Origin of the sequence: Novosphingobium organovorum (assembly GCF_022832435.1) — a bacterium.
GTDB classification, from domain to species: domain Bacteria; phylum Pseudomonadota; class Alphaproteobacteria; order Sphingomonadales; family Sphingomonadaceae; genus Novosphingobium; species Novosphingobium organovorum.
On record NZ_JALHLF010000016.1, the window covers coordinates 16,405 to 34,668 of the forward strand.

Sequence of the window (18,264 nt, forward strand, 5' to 3'; positions counted from 1 at the left end):
GGACCGGCACTCACAAGGAGTGCTGACATGAAACTCGAATTCATCCCGCTCGACAAGCTGATCGTGAGCAAGGCCAACATGCGCTATGGCAGGAAGGCGCCCGATGTCTCCGACATCCTGCCGACCGTGCGCAGCCGTGGCGTCATCCAGCCGGTCATCGTTCGCCCGAACTGCGCACCGGATGGCTATGAGATCATTGCCGGAAGCCGCCGCTTCCATGCCGCGAAGATCGTCGCCGAGGAACGCCGCGCCGCCAGGGACGGAGCCGCCGAAGCCGATGCCGACACCGCGCTGCTGCCCTGCGCGATCCTCGACGCGGGCGACGATGCAGCCGCCGTTGAAGCCTCGCTGATCGAGAACCTGGCGCGGCTCGACCCCGACGAGGTGACGCAGTGGGAAACCTTCACCCGGCTGGTCAAGGAAGGCCGCAGGCTTGAAGACATCGCCGCCACTTTCGGACTGCCCGACCTTGCCGTCCGCCGCGTGCTCGCGCTCGGCAACCTGCTCCCCGCCATCCGCGACCTTTACCGCCGGGAAGAGATCGACGCGGCCACCGTGCGTCATCTGACAATGGCGTCGAAGAGCCAGCAAAAGGCATGGCTCGCGCTCGCTGACGATCCCGACAGCTATGTCCCGACCGGCCATCAGTTGAAGGCATGGCTGTTCGGCGGGCAGTCGATCCCGGCCCGCCACGCGCTGTTCGACATCGAGGCGAGTGGGCTTGCCACGGTCGCCGATCTGTTCGGCGACGACCGTTATGTCGCCGATGCGGATGCCTTCTGGACCGCGCAGAATGCCGCCATCGACGCGAAGCGCGCCGCCTATGTCGAGCAGGGCTGGGCCGATGCGATCATCGTGCCGCCGTCCGACCATTTCTCGACATGGGAATATGAGAAGGCGGGCAAGCGCAAGGGCGGGCGGGTCTATCTCGACGTGCGCGCCTCAGGCGAGGTGATCGTCCATGAAGGCTATGTCAGCCGCAAGGAGGCCGCGCGCCTCGCCAAGGCGGAAGGGTCGGAGAACGGTGGCGGGACCGGTCAAAAACAGGCCCGGCCCGAAGTGACATCGACGATGCAGACCTATATCGACCTGCATCGCCACGCCGCCGTCCGCGCCGCGATGCTCGCCCATCCGAGGATCGCGCTGCGGCTGATGGTCGCCCATGCCATCACCGGCTCGCACCTCTGGTCGGTCAAGCCCGAGCCGCAACGAACAAGCAACGACGATGTCCGCGAGAGTATCGACAACAGTCGCGCCGAGGCGGAATTCGACGAACATCGCCGCGCCGTTCTCGCGGTTCTCGGCTTCTCGCCCGAGGAGCCGACCGTGACCGGCGGAAACTGCGATGACTATGGTGTCGTCGGCGTGTTCCAGCGCCTGCTCGACCTTCCCGACATGGTCGTCATGGACGTGATCGCCATTGTCTTGGGCGAAACACTGGCTTCCGGCAGCGCCGCCGTCGAAGCGGTGGGGATGGAGATCGGCATCGATATGGCCCGCTGCTGGCAGGCCGACGACGCCTTTTTCGAGCTGATCCGCGACCGCGAAGTGCTGACCCGCATCGTGGCCGAGGTGGCGGGCGAAACCGTCGCCAACGCCAATGCAGGCGAGAAGACCAAGACCCTGAAACGCATCGTTCGCGATCATCTGGACGGCACCAATGGGCGCGACCGGCGCGAGAACTGGGTGCCTCGCTGGATGGCCTTCCCGCCCGCCGCATATACCGCGCGCGGCGGCGTCGGCACCGTGGCGGCCCACGCCAAGGCGCAGGCCGCGCGCGAGATCGAGCGGCGGGCGCCGGGTGATGATGAGCCCGATCCGAGCGCACCGGGCATGGTGATGTCCGCTCCGGAGCCTGACGAAGAGGCGGCGGCAGACCGGCTCGCTGCCTGATCCGTCGAGGGCGGCGGAGCCAATGGTACCGCCGCCCGAATCCTTGCAAACCCTGAAAATTTCGGCCGCGCCCCCTCGCCCTGACGGGCTCGGGCGCGCGGTATTGGTTTGTGGTTTCCGCCGTGCTGGATAAGCGTGGTCTGAAGACCGCAGAATGGCAATACTGGTGGGGAGCGGACATTGCAGACGCATGGGAGAACCTTATCATGGGCCGTATGGGTGCAACTTCTCCCAGCAGCGTGGGCCTTGGCGGTGATGGTGACGAGCTATTTGCCATAGATGATGTCGAACGCGCCTTTGGCGTAGAGCTCGACAAGGCGGACGCCTCGCGGTGGCATACCGCTGGCGACTTGTTCGCATCGCTTTGCGAGAAGCTACCAGTTGACGCTCGGCATGAGGAAATTTGGCCGCGCTTCACAGAAGTTCTGACAAGCCAAACAGGCGTCGATCCCAACGCCATCGAGACGGAGAGTCCCTTGCTCACGCAGTCACGGTTTTGGGTTCATGTCGTCAACGTGTCGGCAGCGGCCTGGATTGCTTCAGCCGTTGGCTTACTGGTGCTGGCAGGGTGGGCGCTGCTGTAGCCGTTTGAGTCCGGTTGGGCGAATTACGACGTCGCCTATGCCGCTTCGGCGACTGTCTGGAAGTATGGGCCACAGTTCCACGGCATGAGTTCATCCCAACTCGAGATGGGCCGGCCGCCAGCGATCTTGGCGATGACGTCGCCAATATAAGCCTGAGGTTCGCAGCTCATCGGCAGGCGGATGACGACCATCAATGCGGTGCTGACCTTACCGCCTTTCATACCGTAGCGGACCTTGGCCCGTCGTTGTCCACCGCACAACCGATAATGGCGGCAGCGTCGCCGTGCGTGCCCTGGACGATCGATCCGATGACGCGGTGGTTCGTCCGCGCAATCCACGACCAATCCATCGCGAGGGATGAACCGGCGGCATTGTCGTCGTTACCACTGCCGTGTCCTGCACCGTTCCCGGCTCCTCGGGCGCATGACCTGGGACGGCCGCAGTCCCGCGAAACCATCGCCGCGCGGCTTATTTCCCCGCCCGTCAAGGCGGGCTCCTCGCGGTCGCTTCGCTTCAAATAAGCCTTCGGTTCAGGTCCTCCGCTGCCGCTCCGGCCTGCCGGTTCGCAGGCCCGCTGTGACCGTCCCTTCGGTCCGCCCATCGCCCGGAAACGGTTCGGGCCGACTTTTCAAGGAGACGAACAATGCCAGCCATCGGTTATGTCACCCGCGATGGAAACGGCTTCAAGGGCCAGCTCAGGACGCTCTCGATCCGCACCGAGATCGAGAGCGTTCCCAACACCCGCAAGTCCGGCGACACCCAACCCGACTTCCGCGTGTCGGCGGCCGGTGTCGAGGTCGGGGCCGGGTGGGTCCGGCGCGGCGAAATGTCTGGCCGCGACTATGTGTCGCTATCGCTCGCCGCTCCGGAATTCGGCCCGCGCCGGCTCTATGCCAATCTCGGCCGCGCCGCCGGGCAGGACGACGAGGATGCCTTCGCGATCATCTGGAATCCCGCTGACTGAGCGGATCGCCCCGCGCTCGAACCGGGCGCGGGGCACTCGCCGCCGGCCCCAAGGGGGGCGCGATAAGGGGGGGGGGGGGCGGAATCGCATGGGCCGATTTGCGACCCTGCCGAAGACGGCCGGATCGATCCATTCCGCTCCCATCAGCCGGCGCACCAAGCGGCGGCGTGGATGGACCGGAATCATGGACGACACCGCGAAAGATATCGGGGCACGCGCGCAGGCCGCGCGCGAGACTTGCCCCTTCCTGACCGCCAAGCAGGCGGCCTTTCATCTCGGCCTCGCCTATTCGACGCTGAAGCGCCTGCGTCAGATGGGAACGGGTCCCAAATGCCGTCTGCACGGCCGCACCTGGCGCTATCATATCGACGATATCGAGGCCTGGTCGGCGGCCCGCGCACGCGGAGGAGACCATGGTTGAGCCGCCTCCCAAGACCCGTCCGCTGCCGCTGTTCGTCTGGGAAAAGGAGCAGCGCGCGCGGCGCCAGCGCATGGCCCGGGTCCGCCATATGTGGCTGCGTCGGACCGTGCTGCTTGGGATCGGCATGGCTGCCTTGGGCCTCACGATTGCCCAGCCGCCGCTGCCGCGACTGGTCTGGAACGCCAGCGCCAGCGCGCCGATCGGCCTCTATGCCGTATCGCCCGGCACCGCACTTGGACCGGCGATATGGCGATCGCATGGCCGCCGGCGGCAGCGCGGCAACTCACCGCGCATCGCCGCTACCTGCCGGTGAACGTCCCGCTAGTGAAGCGCGTCGTGGCAGTCGCTGGTGATACGATCTGCGGCGTCGGTCGCACCGTGACGGTGAACGGCAGGCGGGTTGCCTTGCGCCGCGCCGCCGATGCAGAAGGCCGTCCGCTGCCCGCCTGGCAGGGCTGCATCCGGCTGGCCCCGGGCATGGTCTTTCTGCTCATGACCGAGACGCCGGACTCGTTCGACGGGCGCTATTTCGGTCCGACCGCGGCACGCGATACTATCGGCAGGGCGACCCCGCTGTGGCTGCGCTGAGGACGCTCGCGCTTGGCCTCGCGCTGCTCTTTGCCGCGCCTGCCATTGCCAATTCGCAGAGAAGCGATCCGGTAGCCCGATGGCACACCGAGATCGCCGAAGCCTCGGCGCGGTTCGGCGTGCCCGTGGCCTGGATCGAGCGGGTGATGCGCGCGGAAAGCGGCGGCATGACCATGCTGGACGGGCGGCCGATCACGAGCCGGGCGGGCGCAATGGGGCTGATGCAGCTGATGCCGGCGACCTGGACGGCGATGCGGGCGACATATGGGCTGGGCGGCAATCCTTACGATCCTCGCGACAATATCCTTGCCGGTACTGCCTATCTGCGCGCGATGTACGACCGCTTCGGCTATCCGGGACTGTTCGGTGCCTATAACGCGGGTCCGGGCCGCTATGCCGCCTATCTGACCACTGGGCGCCCGCTGCCGGGCGAGACGCGCGCCTATCTCGCTACGGTGACGGGTACAACTCCGCAGGAATTGTCGGCTGCGCCATCGGTCCCGCGCAGTCTGCCGCCGCAGCTATTCGTCGTGCTCAGGACTGCAACGCAATCCGTCGATCTGCCACCAGCGCGCACGCCGGATGCGTCACCAGATTCGCTGTTCGCCGTTCGCGCTCCCCGCTGAGCGAGCATGGGTGGCACCGTCGCAAGGCACTGGTTGCGAGGACAGTGCGCATGGCAGAGGTGGGAGGGGCTCGTCTCGGCAAGGCCCAGTATGACGGGCGCCGAAGCGGCTGTGCAAGGCCGGCGGCCCCTCCAATTTTGCCGCGATACGGGGGGCTGCTGCGCAGCCGAGTCTTTTCGTTTGGGCGCAACAAAATCGGTTCCTCCACCGCCGCTTCGCGGCGCTTCCGGCTATGCCTCCAGCGGCCCTGACAGCCGCTCCGCCACCCGTCTCCGGAGGTCTGTCCTCGATAAGGAGGACGTCAAGCGAAGGAGGCGATCATGACCATGTTTCATACCATCGGTGCCGCATCGGACCGCGTGATGACAACGCTCGTGGCTGGGCTGGAAATCGAATTCGGAAGGGGTGCGGCCGAGGCTTTGGCCGCACGGTTTCTGGAGGCCGAGGAGAGCGATTTCCTGTGGGATGCGCGCGTTTCGGAGCGATGGCTCGGGGCGTATGAGAGCATCGATGAGGAGAATTTCGAGCTCGATCGGGTGGCGATCATGGGCCGGCTGAATGGCCGCTGGTTCGTCGCGGTCAGCATCATCGATGGCGACGGAAACCCGCACGGATTGATGGGGCGGCGCAACTTCGGAAGCGAACGCCAGGCGCGCGAAGCCTTTGCGGCGACGCATTGATCGGAGGCTCGGAAACGCCGGGACATGGTGCCGGATAGGCATCGTGTCCCGGCTCTTTTTTTGCCTCGGCTCAGGCGAGATGGGTGGGCGGCAGGTTAACGGAAATGGGCGACAGGAGCAGGTCAGGCGGGAGAGCGGCGTAAGGCAAGATAAAGCTATGGCACTGCGTTTCCATAAGCCTTTGTCTGCACATCGTTATTTGGCCAGATTGACGGCACTACCCTTGATGTGCCGGTGCCATCTCCCGCGAAATCGGCGGGATTCCGCCATGTTTGGCAGCACCGGTTTTCATCTGTTCCGGCACGCGTCATGCTCACCCGTACAAGCCATTCGGAAGCAGTAAGATGGCCGACGACGACAGTTTCGAGCCACACCTCGGTCACCAGCGTAGTCAGGGCATCAAGCGACCCCGGCGCTACCTTGGCCGTGTGCTCGCGGCGGCCAATCTCGCGCGCGGCGGCGGGGTTGGAAGCAGGCCTGCCGGGGGGAGCTTCACCGGCAGCCGGATCGGACGCGGGGCGGGCGTTGGCCGCCTGCTCGCCAGTCGGGGCGGCCATGCTGCCGCGAGCCGGCGCCGCGTCATCGTCAAGACGAGCGTGGTCAAGCTCGCCGGCAAGAGCGCGTCGGCCGCTGCCGCGCACCTGCGCTATCTCCAGCGCGACGGCACCACGCGCGAGGGGACACGCGGCGCGCTCTACGGCCGCGACGCCGATGTCGCCGACGGCAAGGCATTCGGCGAGCGCGGGGCCGGTGATCGCCATCAGTTCCGCTTCATCGTTTCACCGGAGGACGGCGACCAATATGATGACCTCAAGCCCCTGACCCGGCGGCTCATGGCGCGGTTGGAAGAGGATCTCGGGACCAAGCTCGACTGGGTCGCGGTCGACCACTTCAACACCGGCCATCCGCACACCCATATCGTCGTGCGCGGGAAGGACGAGCGCGGGGCCGATCTGATCATCGCCCGAGATTATCTGACCACCGGCATTCGCGAGCGCGCCGCCGAACTGGTCGATCTCGATCTGGGGCCACGCACGAGCCGCGAAATTCAGCAGTCGCAGCGCGCCGAAATCGAGCAGGAACGCTTTACCTTGATCGACCGCGCGTTGTTCAAGGGCGCGGATGCCGAGCGGGTGGTCGCAAGCCATGCTCGCGATGGGTTCGACCAGACGCTGCGCGCTGGCCGGCTGGCGAAGCTTTCACGCTTGGGCCTGGCAGAGTCGCTCGGCGCCGGTCGCTTCCGGCTCGCCCCCGACCTCGCCGACACGCTGCGGCGCCTGGGCGAACGCGGCGACATCATCCGCACCATGCAGCGCGAATTTTCGCGCGCCGCCGTTCAGCGGGTGCCAGCCGACCAGGCAATCTACGATCCCGCCGCGCCCGATGCCCGCCCGCTGGTCGGCCGCGTGCTGGTACGAGGGCTCGCCGATGAACATGCCGATCGCCATTATTTGATCGTCGACGGCACAGACGGCCGAAGCCACTATGTCGCGATCGGCCGGGGCACCGAAACCGACATGAGCTTGCCGCAGGGTGCGATCGTGCGGATCGAACCCGTCAGGCCCGCGGTGCGCGAGGTCGATTGCACCATAGCCAGGATCGCCGCCGCCAATGGTGGGCGCTACGACGTGGACGCGCATCTGCACCACGATCCGACCGCCACCGAAGGCTTTGCCGAGACCCATGTCCGGCGGCTTGAGGCGATGCGCCGAACAGCAGGCATCGTCGAGCGCGAGCCGTCAGGGCGCTGGATCGTAGCTCCTGATCATCTAGATCGGGTCGCAGCCTACGAGGCCGCGCGCCTGCGGGACCGTCCGGTCGCGATCACCTTGCTGTCGAAACAGCCGCTTGATCGGCTTGCCGATGCCGATGCCGCGACCTGGATCGATCGGGAGCTGGTGTCGGGCACGCCCGAGCCCGTCCGTGATGTCGGGTTCGGCCACGACGTGCGCGATGCCCAGGCTCGCCGCCGGCAGTGGCTGGTGGCGCAGGGATTTGCCGAAGAAGCTGACGGCGGCACGATGTTTCCGAACGGCATGATCGCGGCCCTCCAGCGGCGCGAGCTGCTGCGGGTAGCGGGACAGCTTTCCGACGAACTCGGGATGCCGTTCCGCGAAGCTGCCGAAGGTGCCCGCGTCGAAGGCGTCTATCGCCGGTCGGTGGAGCTCGTCAGCGGCCGGTTCGCGCTGATCGAACGGTCGCGGGATTTCACGCTTGTGCCCTGGCGCCCGGTGCTGGAGCGGCAGGTCGGCAAGTCCGTCTCGGGATTGATGAGGGGCGACGGCATCAGCTGGTCGATCGGGCGCGGGCGATCCGGGCCGGGGATTTCATGATCGTATGGAGTTTACATGCTTGCGCGGTGTAGGGTGAAATCCGCTTAAAAGCCGTTGTTTAATAGGTCGGGATGCGATCCGAACCTTTGCCGATCATTCATTTTCCGCCAAGATTAACTCGGCAAGCGAGTCTAGCTCCCTTTTAGCACTCTGCCAGTCAAGCATGTGCTTAGTTAGCAAATCGAAAAATCGCTTGCTGTGGTTATGTTCGATCAGGTGGCAGAGTTCGTGTAAAATAACATATTCGATGCAGTGACGTGGTGCCCTTATCAGCGTAGGATTCAGGTAGATAACCCCTTCGGGCGAGCAGCTTCCCCATTGCGTTCTCATACGCATAAGTTTCAACGGTGGTGGGGCGCTAATCCAACTCAGCCGCTCCGAGATTTCGCCGACCTTCTTGCTCAAATATTCGGCGGCTCGATCACTATACCACGCATTCAGCCTGCGTCTTACGGCGGCTCGATCCGCCACTGGCAGCGAAACTTCGAGTTTGCCTCGCAAGAGTTTGACTTCCGAGCGCTGCGATTTGCTCTCATGGATAATGAGCTTGTGCCGCCGGCCAAGGTAGAAGTGGGTTTCGCCGCTTATATATTCGCGCGGTAGCGCCATTCGTCGCGCGGCGATGGCTGCGTTGCGATGCTGGAAAATCCATCTTGCACGTCGCTGAGCCGCCGCCCTGATGTGATCTACTTCCTTATCTTTGGGAGCTTCAATTTCCACATCACCGTTGGGGTAGACGTGGATGCGGATACGGTCCGTGACAGCACCGGTTTGTCGAACGAGGCACGACACTTCTTGATCGCCGTATCGAACAATCATGCCTTTGCGCCATTACCACGAGCAAGGCCGACACGGGTGACCTCGACAATCTTGTCGGTGATGACTTTGGCCTTTTCCAATCCGGTCAAGCCGAAGAGACGCGGCAATAAGGCTTTACGGATGGCCGCTTCAATGTTTGCTGGATTCAGCGAATTTTCCGCGATGGCGTTCTCGACAAACTTCTCCATATCCAGCGCTGCGTGGATGAACTCCTCTTGTTCAACCGCTTCAGCGACCACATCCCCCATCTCCAGCCGGATAATCCCGAAATAGGCGCTGGCGTGACGATGACCTTCGAGGCCTTTGGGCAGATCGTCGACGGTCTTGGCAGCGAGCTTTTCCTCCAAATCTTTGAACAGAACATACTGTTTGTAGGGGTGATCGAAGAGCGCGGACGCCTCCGCAATGGCGCGCTTGAGAAGGTCGGAAAAAAATAGCTGCGCATAGGGATCGTCAGCCAATTCCTGCTCAATCGTCTTGCGCACTCTGGATCGGATGATATCGGTTTCGTTCCGGGTTTTCTCAGGAGACCAGGTTTCGGCGGCCGGTTGATTCCCAAGCTCGTTGACGATCAGAACGCCGCCCACGTTCTCCACGTCCTCACCCACAACATAGCGATCGACCAGTCTCCTGATCTGGTCTTCGTAGGCGCTGTAATCGACGGCTTCCTGTGCGTCCTGCTTCACAATCTTGCGAAGGTTGGTAAAGAACTTGAGGTCGCGCTTGTATTCCGCAATTTGCACCTCGGTGATCGATGTGTCTTCGAAGAAGGAACGCGATCCCAGAGCGATCTTCAAACACATGCCGTAGGCTGTCAGCGCCTCGTAGAAATCCTCCCTGATCTTCTGGTTCAGGTCGATAGGTGATCCGCCCTCGCTCTCGCGAGTCTGTGGCACCAGCAGCTGCCGATACTGCTCGATATCGGCCCTGTTCTTGACCGGCCTGAAAATCGCCCAGAGCTCGGCGTGGAGGCCTGGCAATCGCTTATACTCGGTGCTGACATCGGCATAGAGTTGATCAATGTCGTCGAGATCGAAGCCGCCCTGAGTGCGTTCAGCGAGGTCCTGATATTCCGTGAGCGCGGTATCCAACGCCTTCAGAATGCCCCGATAGTCGATGAGCAAACCGTACTTCTTTTGCTCATGCAGCCGGTTCACGCGGGCGATGGCCTGGATCAGATTGTGCTGTTCGAGCTTCTTGTCGATATAGAGGACAGCGTTGCGCGGTTCATCAAATCCAGTGAGCAACTTGTCGACCACGATCAGGATGTCGGGTCGGCCCTCGGTCGAGAAATCCTCGATAACTTGGCGCTCGTAATCCTCGGGCTCGCCACGCACGTTTTCCTTCCACCATTGCAGCACCTCGGGCAGCTCTGCCTCATCAACTTCCGAATGGCCTTCGCGGGTATCAGGGGGCGAAATGACGATAGCGCTGCTGACCAGACCGGTTGCATCGAGCGCCTTCTTGTAGCGGATGGCTGACCGCTTGGAATCGGTAGCCAGCTGACCCTTTAGACCGAGATCGAGATCCTTGAAGTTTTCCTTGAAATGGGTCGCGATATCGAGTGCAATCAGATTGATCCGGTCGCCAGAGCCATAAACCGCGCCCTTGGTCCCGAACTTCTTCTTGAGATCGCCCCTTTGCTCATCGGAAAGGCCAGCGGTTACCTTCTCGAACCAGTTGTCGATCGCGCGCTCGTTCACGTCGAGGATCGGTTTCCGTTCCTCGTAGAGCAGCGGCGTTACCGTGCCGTCCGACACGGCGTCCTTCATCGTGTAGGCGTGAACGATCCGCCCGAACTTGTTGGCCGTCTTGTCGTCCTTCAGCAGCGGCGTGCCGGTGAACGCAACATAGGCGGCGTTTGGCAGTGCCTTGCGCATCCGCTCGTGGTTCTCGCCGCCCTGGCTACGGTGGCCTTCATCGACCAGCACGATCATGTCAGCGCTGTTGTTGCGGCATTCGGCGTGGCGCGCGGCGCTGCCGAACTTGTTGATGATCGTGAAGATGATCCGCTCAGTTCCCTTGCCGATGCGCTTGGCCAGATCGCGGCCCGATTGCGCCTTCGCCTTGCCCGCATCTTTCGAACCAATGTCCGAGCCGAAGGCTCCACCGGTCAAGAAGTTGCCTGCCAGTTGCTTTTCCAGATCGCGGCGGTCGGTCACCACAACCAGACGGCAGGCCTTAAGCTTCTCGTGCAGCAGCAGCGCCTTGCACAGCATCACCATCGTGAAGCTCTTGCCCGAACCGGTGGTGTGCCAAATCACCCCGCCTTCGCGTGCGCCATCGGGCTTGACCCGGCTGATCTGGTCAAGCAGCGCGCGGATGCCAAAGAATTGCTGATGGCGGGCTACGATCTTGTCTACCTTGCGGTCGAACAGGACGTATGAGCGGACGAATTCGAGCAGGCGCTCGGGCGTGCACAGGCCGATCATCAGTCGGTCCTGTGCGGTGACAGCCTGTTCGCCGCTCCATAGGTGCCGAAAGTGGTCACGCACTTCGCGCACATGGTTCTTCAGGATCGTCGCGCGCGGATCGATTTCCGTTACGGCGTTCTTGATCTGTCGGAAATGGTCCTCGGAAAACTCCTCTTCGCGCCATTGCGCCCAAAACTTGCGCGGGGTCCTGGTGGTGCCATAGCGTCCATCAGTCATGCCGATGGAGAGCAGCAGATGGGCATAGGCGAACAGGTGCGGGATTTCCTCCTGCCCCTGATTGCGGATCGTTTGACTGATCCCTTCGTCGACCATCGACTTGTTGGGATTGCCACTGTCGGGCCGCTTGGCTTCGATCACCAGCAGCGGGATGCCGTTGACGAAGCCGACGATATCAGGCCGCCGCGTGTGGGTGCCCGGTACGGCGAGCACCTCCATCTCATCACTGACGACAAAGCTGTTTGCCAGCGGGTGAGCCCAGTCGATGATCGGCACGGTGACGCTGTGCTTCTTGCCATCAACGAATTCGGTGACGGTGATGCCCAGCGTGATGGCGTTGTAGAGCTTCTCGTTGGCGGTGATCAGCCCTTCATTGAGCGCGGGCGACGTCAGCTCGCGGACAATCTGATCGATCGCGTTGGTCGAAAGCGGGTAGGTCCGTCCCTTGTAGTCGAAGGTCCGCCGCCGCAGCTGCTCAACCAGCACATCTCGCAGGACGACTCCCTGATTGCCCCCGCGCGCGGCGAGGCAAGCCTCGGGCGAGAGATAGTCCCAGCCTAGCGACACCAACGTTGCAAGGGCCGGGATATGGGAGCTGTAGAGCTCGGCGGTATTGGGAGTAATGGTCATTGCGCCACCCCAGTCAACCGATTGGGATAACGGCATTTCTCACGAATTGCGGAATTGCTCCCAGCTTCACAAGCGACGAGCCGAGTCAACTCTTTGTTGACATGTTGGGGATATATCCCCAGATCACTTCCGAGTTCACTGCCTACCGGCTTTGAACCTATCAAGGCCTTGGACGCTGGGCCAGCGTAGCGAACCAACGTCCAATTATCCCTTTCGCAGCACATTTTCGCAATCCTGTCTGTTCCAGGCTGGGGCCTGCTGGACCTTGGGCAGACGGTTGTTGTTGACCGCATAGCAGGTCAGGAATTCGGCCTTCAGGCTGCCGTCCTGCTTCATGCCCATGATCAGCACGACGATGAAATTCTGGTGGCGCAGTTCCACGCGCCGCGCCGGATCATGCGTCTTTGTTTTGGCAAGATAGCCTTGCAGGCGTTGTGTCGTGGGATCGGTCAGTGTGGCTTCGATCCAGTCCATCCGCTCGGCGCGGACAGCCGAAAACGTATCGTCCTTGTGGACCACGGTATCGAAGAAGGCGTGATAGAAAGCGTGGCGTTTGAAAAAGACGGGGATGCCGTCATGCGTCATCAGCGGCCCGGCGCAATACTTGGCCACGAAATGCTGCTGATAGGCGGCCTGATCCGCCAGCTTGAGCAAGGGTGGCGGCATTACCAGCCTCCCTGCAGATTGATCTTGAAGACGTTAAACTTTTCCTCGCTCTTCCAAGTCGGCCCGATCTTGCGGCCGAGACGCGCCTCGATCCGTTCGACGATAGCCAGCTTGGCGGGCGATGCGGGCGCATCGAAGTTGAGGCGGCTGCTGGCTGCGCCCAGAAGGATGTCACACAGCTGCATCAGCACCAGCTGGCCGGATGGCAGGGGCTGCACATTCAAAATTTCGGCGGAAAGGTTCGCATTGCTCAGCACCTTGCGCAGTTCGGCAAGGCGGGTGGGCGAACGGTTGGATTTCAGGTCGCAGAAGACGGTGTATTCGTTAAAGTCCAGAATCCAGTGGTGCAGCAGCTGATAATAGAATTTGTAGAAGCCCAGTTCGCCGTCACCATCGTGGAAGTGGTCCAGATTAGTCTTTTCGTGATCCACTGCGATACAGCGGAAGCGCATATCCGCTGCGTAGCCGAAGAAGAGGTCGATAACCTCGGCATAGAAATCAAGCCGGGAAGGAGAAATCTTGCGCCATTTCATTTCGCCATGAACGTTATGCCGCTCGCGCAGCGCTGCGATCTTGGCCTTGGCCTCTTCGCGCAAGTCGGCTGGCAGCCACAGCGCGCCGATCATCAGATACTTGGCGCGTGGCTTTTCGGAGGTGAAGAGGTCCGGTAGGGCCTCATCGCAGTAGACTTCGAACTTCATGCCGCCCGGCTCCTCAGCTCGACTACCGCCAGGAACAGGCTGAATAGCTGTCCGGCCAGGCGCTCGGCCTTTTGCCAGGACATGCGCTGCGCGGTGGCGTCGAAGGCATTGTCCCACTGCGTTGGCGGCGGGACGGAAGTGAGTTCGCGGTAAAGGCTGTCCAGCGATGCCGCGAGTTCGTCGGGCAGCTTGTGCATCTTCGGGCTGCGGATCGGCAGGAGATACTGCTTGCCAACGCGCGCGAGGCGTTCCGGGCGGGTGCCTTTGCCGGTCGCCATGATCTCCATCGCGCCCAACAGCTTTTCATAGGCATAGCCGTAGGGCGCGATTGCCATCAGGCCACCTCGCTTTCCGGGAGTTTGATCCTCCGTTTGCCGGTGAGCAGTTGTTGCATCAGCGCTGCTTTTTCCTGGCGGAGGGCGGTGAGTTGGGTCTCGTAGGCGCGAGTGGAATCGTCCATGCTCGCAAACGCCGCTGCAATTGCTCGCTGCTCCTCGATGTCAGGTACGCAAGTGCGGATCTTCGCGAGGTGGGGATACTTGAGGTTCCAAGTGTCGGACACCAGCCCCTGCGAATGGCGTTCAAACACGTGGATCATCTTCGGCTGCTTGAACAAGTAGGCATAGAACAAGGCATCATGCCCCTTGCGCGGGGTGACGATGGTGTATGCTGGGCTGACTTTTCCGGTCAGCGTGCTGAGAGCAGAAGCTCCCTGCCACATACGCATGGTGTTGTAGGCAATGTCGCCAGCGCGGACCGTCTTGTAGTTTGACTGATCATCGCTCGAAATGTTCCGGCGACCGGCTTCGCCTTGGGGAATGACGCCGTTCGCCTGTGTTACCGAGAGCAGAGGAAGCTGATCGTCGCCACGCTCCACGCGTTCCGAGAAAGCGGCTCCAAGCCTGATCTCACGCCACTCGCCCGAAAAGCCGGGGAGGCGTTTTTTGGATGGGGTGGTGCTTTGCGGGAGCAGCTGCTGCATCAGCGCCTGCTTCTGCGCGCGGGCGTTGGCGATTAGCGCCTCGACTGTCTCGATAGCGCGGTTCCAGGTTTCAACGGCAGTCCAAATAGCCTTCTGCTCATTCTCGGGCGGGAAATAGAAGCGTAGGCCATAAATCGGCTTTTGGCTTACTAGTGGTTGACCACCCTTCGCGCGCAGACGCGACAAATCATAATGCTGAAGCTTGATTGCAAGGAAACGGCGGTCAAAGCCTGCCTCGATGGTTTTGACGTAAAGCGCGTTATCCGTGATCCACTTTGCCCCCGGCACAAAGCGGGTAATGCCGCAGTACTCGCCAACACGCCCGATGATAATGTCGTCTCCATGTGAGTTGGCCATAGCGGAAAATCCGAGTACGCCATTTCCGCCATACACGGGGTTCCGGCACTGTTCGTCGGCGACAGCGACAACATCGGCAGGCCTGCCGTCTCCGCTGGCCAGTTTGATTACGTTACCGAGCTGAAGCTCCCGCCACCCCTCCGGAATCATTTCGCACCGCCTTTGCCCTTGGCGGGCTTGTCAACGGCAAGCTTTTTCACCTTGGCGGTGGCCTCGATGAAATGCTGCTCAACCGCGCTCGGCGCATTGATCGCGCGGGCATGCCAGCGGTCATATTCGGCATCGACATGGCGCTGCGCCTGTTTGGCGGAAACCCGGCCCGCGCCATCGAGCAGCGGGTGATAGCCCAGCTTGAGGAAATCATCCAGCTTGGCGATCCAGTCGGCCATGTGCATCGGCTTGCGGTTCTTCGCCATCGCCTCGGCAAATTCCAGGAAGGCGACGGTGATGCGGTTCAGCGTCTCCATCTCCTCATCCTGCAGATAGTTCTTGGCGATCTGCGCGTCCTGCTTGGTGGGCAAGCGCCCCCGCTTTTCGCCAGGCCAGCTGGTCAGCCCCATCATCGGCTTGGCGGCATCGGCGCGCGCCAGTTTGGTTTCCGCTGCCGTCTGGCCGTGGGCAGCGTGGTGCATCTTGTTCTGCACCGTCTGGAAGAACTGCTGGCTGGCCTCTGCCCTGGGATCATAGTCCACGGCCGTGGCGTAGATATCCAGCACCTTCTTGTAGAACAGCTTCTCCGACGCGCGGATATCGCGGATGCGGGCGAGCAGCTCTTCGAAATAGTCGTTGTCCGGCTCCTTCAGGCGCTCGTCGTCCATGACGAAGCCCTTGACCAGATACTCGCTCAGCGCCTCTGACGCCCATCGCCGGAACTGCATGCCCCGAAGCGACCGCACGCGGAAGCCGACCGCGAGGATCATTTGCAGGTTGTAGAGCAAAATCTGGCGGGAAACCTTGCGTTTCCCCTCGGTTTGAACTGTCAAGTTTTCTTTGACAGTTGCCGTTTCCTCGAGCTCGCCCTCTTCCAGAATGTTCCGGACGTGCAGGCTGATGCTCTGCTTGGTGGTCTGGAACAGCTCGGCCATTTCGGCCTGGCTGAGCCAGACGCTGCCATCGCTCGCCTGAAGGCGGATGACGGTGACGCCATCTTCCGTCTGGTACTGGATGATCTCGCCAGCCATCAGTAGCCAAGCTCCCTGAGGTAGCCGTCCATCTTGTCTTCCAATGCGGCAAGCTCGGCCTTGAGCTTCAACCGCTCGGCGCGGACGGCGACCAGGTCGATCTCTTCCTCTTCCTCGAAGGTGTCGACATAGCGCGGGATGTTGAGGTTGTAGTCGTTTTCGGCCAGTTCCTCGGGCGTGGCGAGATAGGCGTATTTGTCGACGCTCTCGCGCTTGCGATAGGTTTCGACAATCTTCGCGAGATGGTTCGCATCAAGCTGGTTCTGGTTCTTGCCCGCCTTGAATTCGCGGCTAGCGTCGATGAACAGCACCTTGTCGTCCGTCTTCGTCTTGCGGAAGATCAGGACGCATGCCGGAATGCCGGTGCCGTAAAACAGTTTCTCCGGCAGGCCGATCACCGCTTCAAGCAGGTTTTCCTCAATCAGCTTCTGCCGGATCGTGCCTTCGCTCGATCCACGGAACAGCACGCCATGCGGGGCGACCACCGCCATGCGTCCGGTCTTCGGCTTCATCGTCTCGATCATGTGGAGGATGAAGGCGTAATCACCCTTGGTCTTGGGCGGCAGGCCGCGACGGAAGCGCCCGAACCGGTCATTCTCCGCAGTATCGATGCCCCACTTGTCGAGGCTGAAGGGAGGGTTAGCGACGACCACATCGAAGTGCTTCAGCCGGTCCCTGCTCGGTTCGAGCATATTATTTGTACGGCGAGGATCCACTTCGAGCAGCTTGGGGTTGCGGATGGTGTCGCCCCATTCGATGCGGTGATTGTCCTCGCCGTGCAGGAACATGTTCATCTTGGCGAGCGCCCAGGTGCTGCCGATCGATTCCTGCCCAAAGAGCGCATACCGCTTTGAGCCGCCGAATTTGGCCTGCACGCGGCGACCGCACTTCATCAGAAGCGAGCCAGAACCGCAGGTGGGGTCGCAGGCCTCTTCGCCCTCAGCCATGTCCATGATTTCGGCCATCAGTTCGGATACTTCGGGCGGCGTATAGAACTCGCCCGCCTTGCGCCCTGCATCGGCGGCGAAGTTCTTGATGAGGAATTCGTAGGCGTTGCCGATCACATCGAGGTTGCCGATGCGCGAAGGGCGCATGTTTAACTCGGGACGGGAGAAATCCTCCAGCAGGTGGCGAAGAATGTCGTTCTTCTGCTTTTCCTCACCCAGCTTGTTGGAGTTGAAGCTGATATCCTGAAATACGTCGCGCAGTTTGCCGACGTTAGCCTCTTCGATGGCGTGCAGCGCCTTGTCGATCCGCTCGCCATTCCCCGGTTCATGCCGCGCCTTGTAGAGTGTGGTGAAGTTGGCAGATTCCGGTAGGACGAAACGCTCGCTCGTCATCAGCTCCGCGATCAGTTCGGGCGTGTCGCCATACTGCTTCTTGTACTCGTCATAGTGATCCTGCCAGACGTCCGACAGGTACTTAAGGAACAACATGGTGAGGACGTAGTCCTTGTAAACGTCGGCAGAGACCGTCCCGCGAAAGGTGTCGCAGGCGGCCCAAACGGCCTTGTTCACTTCGTCCTGTTTGATCTGGTCGTTCACGATGTTCTCTGCTCCGAGCGCTGAAAGGCAGGTGCAAGCAGCTGCCGGGCAATGGCCGCCATTTCGGCGGCTCTGTTGTCGATAAGTTGGGTGAGGATCGCACGTTCGCTGCGCATTGCCGCATCCAAATCGACAATGTGCTGCTGCTGCGCCAGTGGTGGGATCGTGATCGGCAGGCTCTCAACCACCTCGCGTTTGAGATTGAGGATGTAGGAGCCGGTCGCGCCCGCTGCGAAGTGGTCTTGCGCGGGCTTCTGCATCATCTGCCAAGCCAGGAATTGGGGCAGGATCGCACTTGTCATGACGCGAATGACGAAGAAATGCGGCGAGCAAACGACCTGCTCACCGCGTTCCTCGATGCAATAGGGGAAGTTGCGTCCACCGCGCGTGGACAAAATGATGTCGTCGGGCCGAAGAAATGCTTTTGTGGATGGGCGTGGCAGCTCGATGCGCGAAAGCCCATTCCAACCGATCCCAGCGTCAGGATCGGTATTGCGCATTTGTATAACGGCGACCCCGCCTTTCGGCAGTGCGTCGATCTTGCCGCGAAAAGGGTAGCCTGCAGAGATTGACGCGAAGCCACCCAACACACCAAAATCATATGCATCAAAGCGCTTCATGCGACTCATAATGAGTTGGCAGAC

The 18,264-nt window shown here is 61.8% G+C and carries 18 protein-coding genes; 9 read left to right on the forward strand and 9 right to left on the reverse strand.

Annotated elements, in window-relative coordinates; genetic code table 11:
* Positions 1 to 27: 27 nt before the first annotated feature.
* From MTR62_RS06680 to rlxS, 9 genes are all read left to right on the forward strand, one after another.
* Positions 28 to 1,893: a ParB/RepB/Spo0J family partition protein gene (locus MTR62_RS06680; RefSeq protein ID WP_244018263.1), complete on the forward strand. Its 1,866-nt coding sequence runs from the start codon at positions 28 to 30 to the stop codon at positions 1,891 to 1,893.
* A gap of 122 nt (positions 1,894 to 2,015) precedes the next feature.
* Positions 2,016 to 2,477 (forward strand): hypothetical protein, encoded by a 462-nt coding sequence (locus tag MTR62_RS06685; protein WP_244018265.1) that lies wholly within the window; start codon positions 2,016 to 2,018, stop codon positions 2,475 to 2,477.
* 643 nt (positions 2,478 to 3,120) lie between these two features.
* Complete coding sequence (locus tag MTR62_RS06695) at positions 3,121 to 3,441, forward strand: DUF736 domain-containing protein (RefSeq protein ID WP_244018267.1); 321 nt, start codon at positions 3,121 to 3,123, stop codon at positions 3,439 to 3,441.
* Between the two features lie 184 nt (positions 3,442 to 3,625).
* The gene (locus MTR62_RS06700) at positions 3,626 to 3,862 is read left to right on the forward strand and encodes a helix-turn-helix transcriptional regulator (protein WP_244018269.1); all 237 of its coding nucleotides are present in this window, start codon (positions 3,626 to 3,628) and stop codon (positions 3,860 to 3,862) included.
* Positions 3,855 to 4,175 carry a hypothetical protein gene (locus MTR62_RS06705; RefSeq protein ID WP_244018271.1) on the forward strand — a complete coding sequence of 107 codons (321 nt, stop codon included), beginning with the start codon at positions 3,855 to 3,857 and terminating at the stop codon, positions 4,173 to 4,175. Before MTR62_RS06700 ends, MTR62_RS06705 begins: the two co-directional genes overlap by 8 nt.
* A complete protein-coding gene (locus MTR62_RS06710; RefSeq protein ID WP_244018273.1) occupies positions 4,109 to 4,450 on the forward strand; it encodes a S26 family signal peptidase in 342 nt (113 codons plus the stop codon). Before MTR62_RS06705 ends, MTR62_RS06710 begins: the two co-directional genes overlap by 67 nt.
* Positions 4,438 to 5,076: a lytic transglycosylase domain-containing protein gene (locus MTR62_RS06715; protein ID WP_244018275.1), complete on the forward strand. Its 639-nt coding sequence runs from the start codon at positions 4,438 to 4,440 to the stop codon at positions 5,074 to 5,076. Before MTR62_RS06710 ends, MTR62_RS06715 begins: the two co-directional genes overlap by 13 nt.
* Before the next feature lie 320 nt (positions 5,077 to 5,396).
* Positions 5,397 to 5,756 carry a hypothetical protein gene (locus MTR62_RS06720; RefSeq protein WP_244018277.1) on the forward strand — a complete coding sequence of 120 codons (360 nt, stop codon included), beginning with the start codon at positions 5,397 to 5,399 and terminating at the stop codon, positions 5,754 to 5,756.
* A gap of 344 nt (positions 5,757 to 6,100) precedes the next feature.
* The gene (gene rlxS / locus MTR62_RS06725) at positions 6,101 to 8,089 is read left to right on the forward strand and encodes a relaxase/mobilization nuclease RlxS (protein WP_244018279.1); all 1,989 of its coding nucleotides are present in this window, start codon (positions 6,101 to 6,103) and stop codon (positions 8,087 to 8,089) included.
* Between the two features lie 93 nt (positions 8,090 to 8,182).
* Here the strand turns inward: rlxS and MTR62_RS06730 are convergent, their stop codons facing one another.
* The 9 genes from MTR62_RS06730 to MTR62_RS06770 all read right to left on the reverse strand — a co-directional run bounded on the left by MTR62_RS06730 (position 8,183) and on the right by MTR62_RS06770 (position 18,240).
* A complete protein-coding gene (locus MTR62_RS06730; RefSeq protein ID WP_244018281.1) occupies positions 8,183 to 8,908 on the reverse strand; it encodes a M48 family metallopeptidase in 726 nt (241 codons plus the stop codon).
* Positions 8,905 to 12,189 carry a type I restriction endonuclease subunit R gene (locus MTR62_RS06735; RefSeq protein WP_244018283.1) on the reverse strand — a complete coding sequence of 1,095 codons (3,285 nt, stop codon included), beginning with the start codon at positions 12,187 to 12,189 and terminating at the stop codon, positions 8,905 to 8,907. Before MTR62_RS06735 ends, MTR62_RS06730 begins: the two co-directional genes overlap by 4 nt.
* Positions 12,190 to 12,393: 204 nt before the next feature.
* Positions 12,394 to 12,843: a hypothetical protein gene (locus MTR62_RS06740; RefSeq protein ID WP_244018285.1), complete on the reverse strand. Its 450-nt coding sequence runs from the start codon at positions 12,841 to 12,843 to the stop codon at positions 12,394 to 12,396.
* An 11-nt stretch (positions 12,844 to 12,854) separates the two neighbouring features.
* On the reverse strand, positions 12,855 to 13,556 hold the full coding sequence (locus MTR62_RS06745; RefSeq protein ID WP_244018287.1) for a DUF3800 domain-containing protein: 702 nt from the start codon (positions 13,554 to 13,556) through the stop codon (positions 12,855 to 12,857).
* On the reverse strand, positions 13,553 to 13,891 hold the full coding sequence (locus MTR62_RS06750; protein ID WP_244018289.1) for a hypothetical protein: 339 nt from the start codon (positions 13,889 to 13,891) through the stop codon (positions 13,553 to 13,555). Before MTR62_RS06750 ends, MTR62_RS06745 begins: the two co-directional genes overlap by 4 nt.
* Positions 13,891 to 15,045, reverse strand: a complete 1,155-nt coding sequence (locus tag MTR62_RS06755) for a restriction endonuclease subunit S (protein WP_244018291.1) — start codon at positions 15,043 to 15,045, stop codon at positions 13,891 to 13,893. The genes MTR62_RS06750 and MTR62_RS06755 overlap by 1 nt, the downstream gene beginning before the upstream one ends.
* A complete protein-coding gene (locus tag MTR62_RS06760) occupies positions 15,042 to 16,076 on the reverse strand; it encodes a virulence RhuM family protein (RefSeq protein WP_244018294.1) in 1,035 nt (344 codons plus the stop codon). The genes MTR62_RS06755 and MTR62_RS06760 overlap by 4 nt, the downstream gene beginning before the upstream one ends.
* Positions 16,076 to 17,620, reverse strand: a complete 1,545-nt coding sequence (locus MTR62_RS06765) for a type I restriction-modification system subunit M (RefSeq protein WP_244018296.1) — start codon at positions 17,618 to 17,620, stop codon at positions 16,076 to 16,078. Before MTR62_RS06765 ends, MTR62_RS06760 begins: the two co-directional genes overlap by 1 nt.
* Entirely contained in the window at positions 17,617 to 18,240 is a 624-nt protein-coding gene (locus tag MTR62_RS06770; protein ID WP_244018298.1) for a restriction endonuclease subunit S, read from the reverse strand. Before MTR62_RS06770 ends, MTR62_RS06765 begins: the two co-directional genes overlap by 4 nt.
* Positions 18,241 to 18,264: the final 24 nt, after the last annotated feature.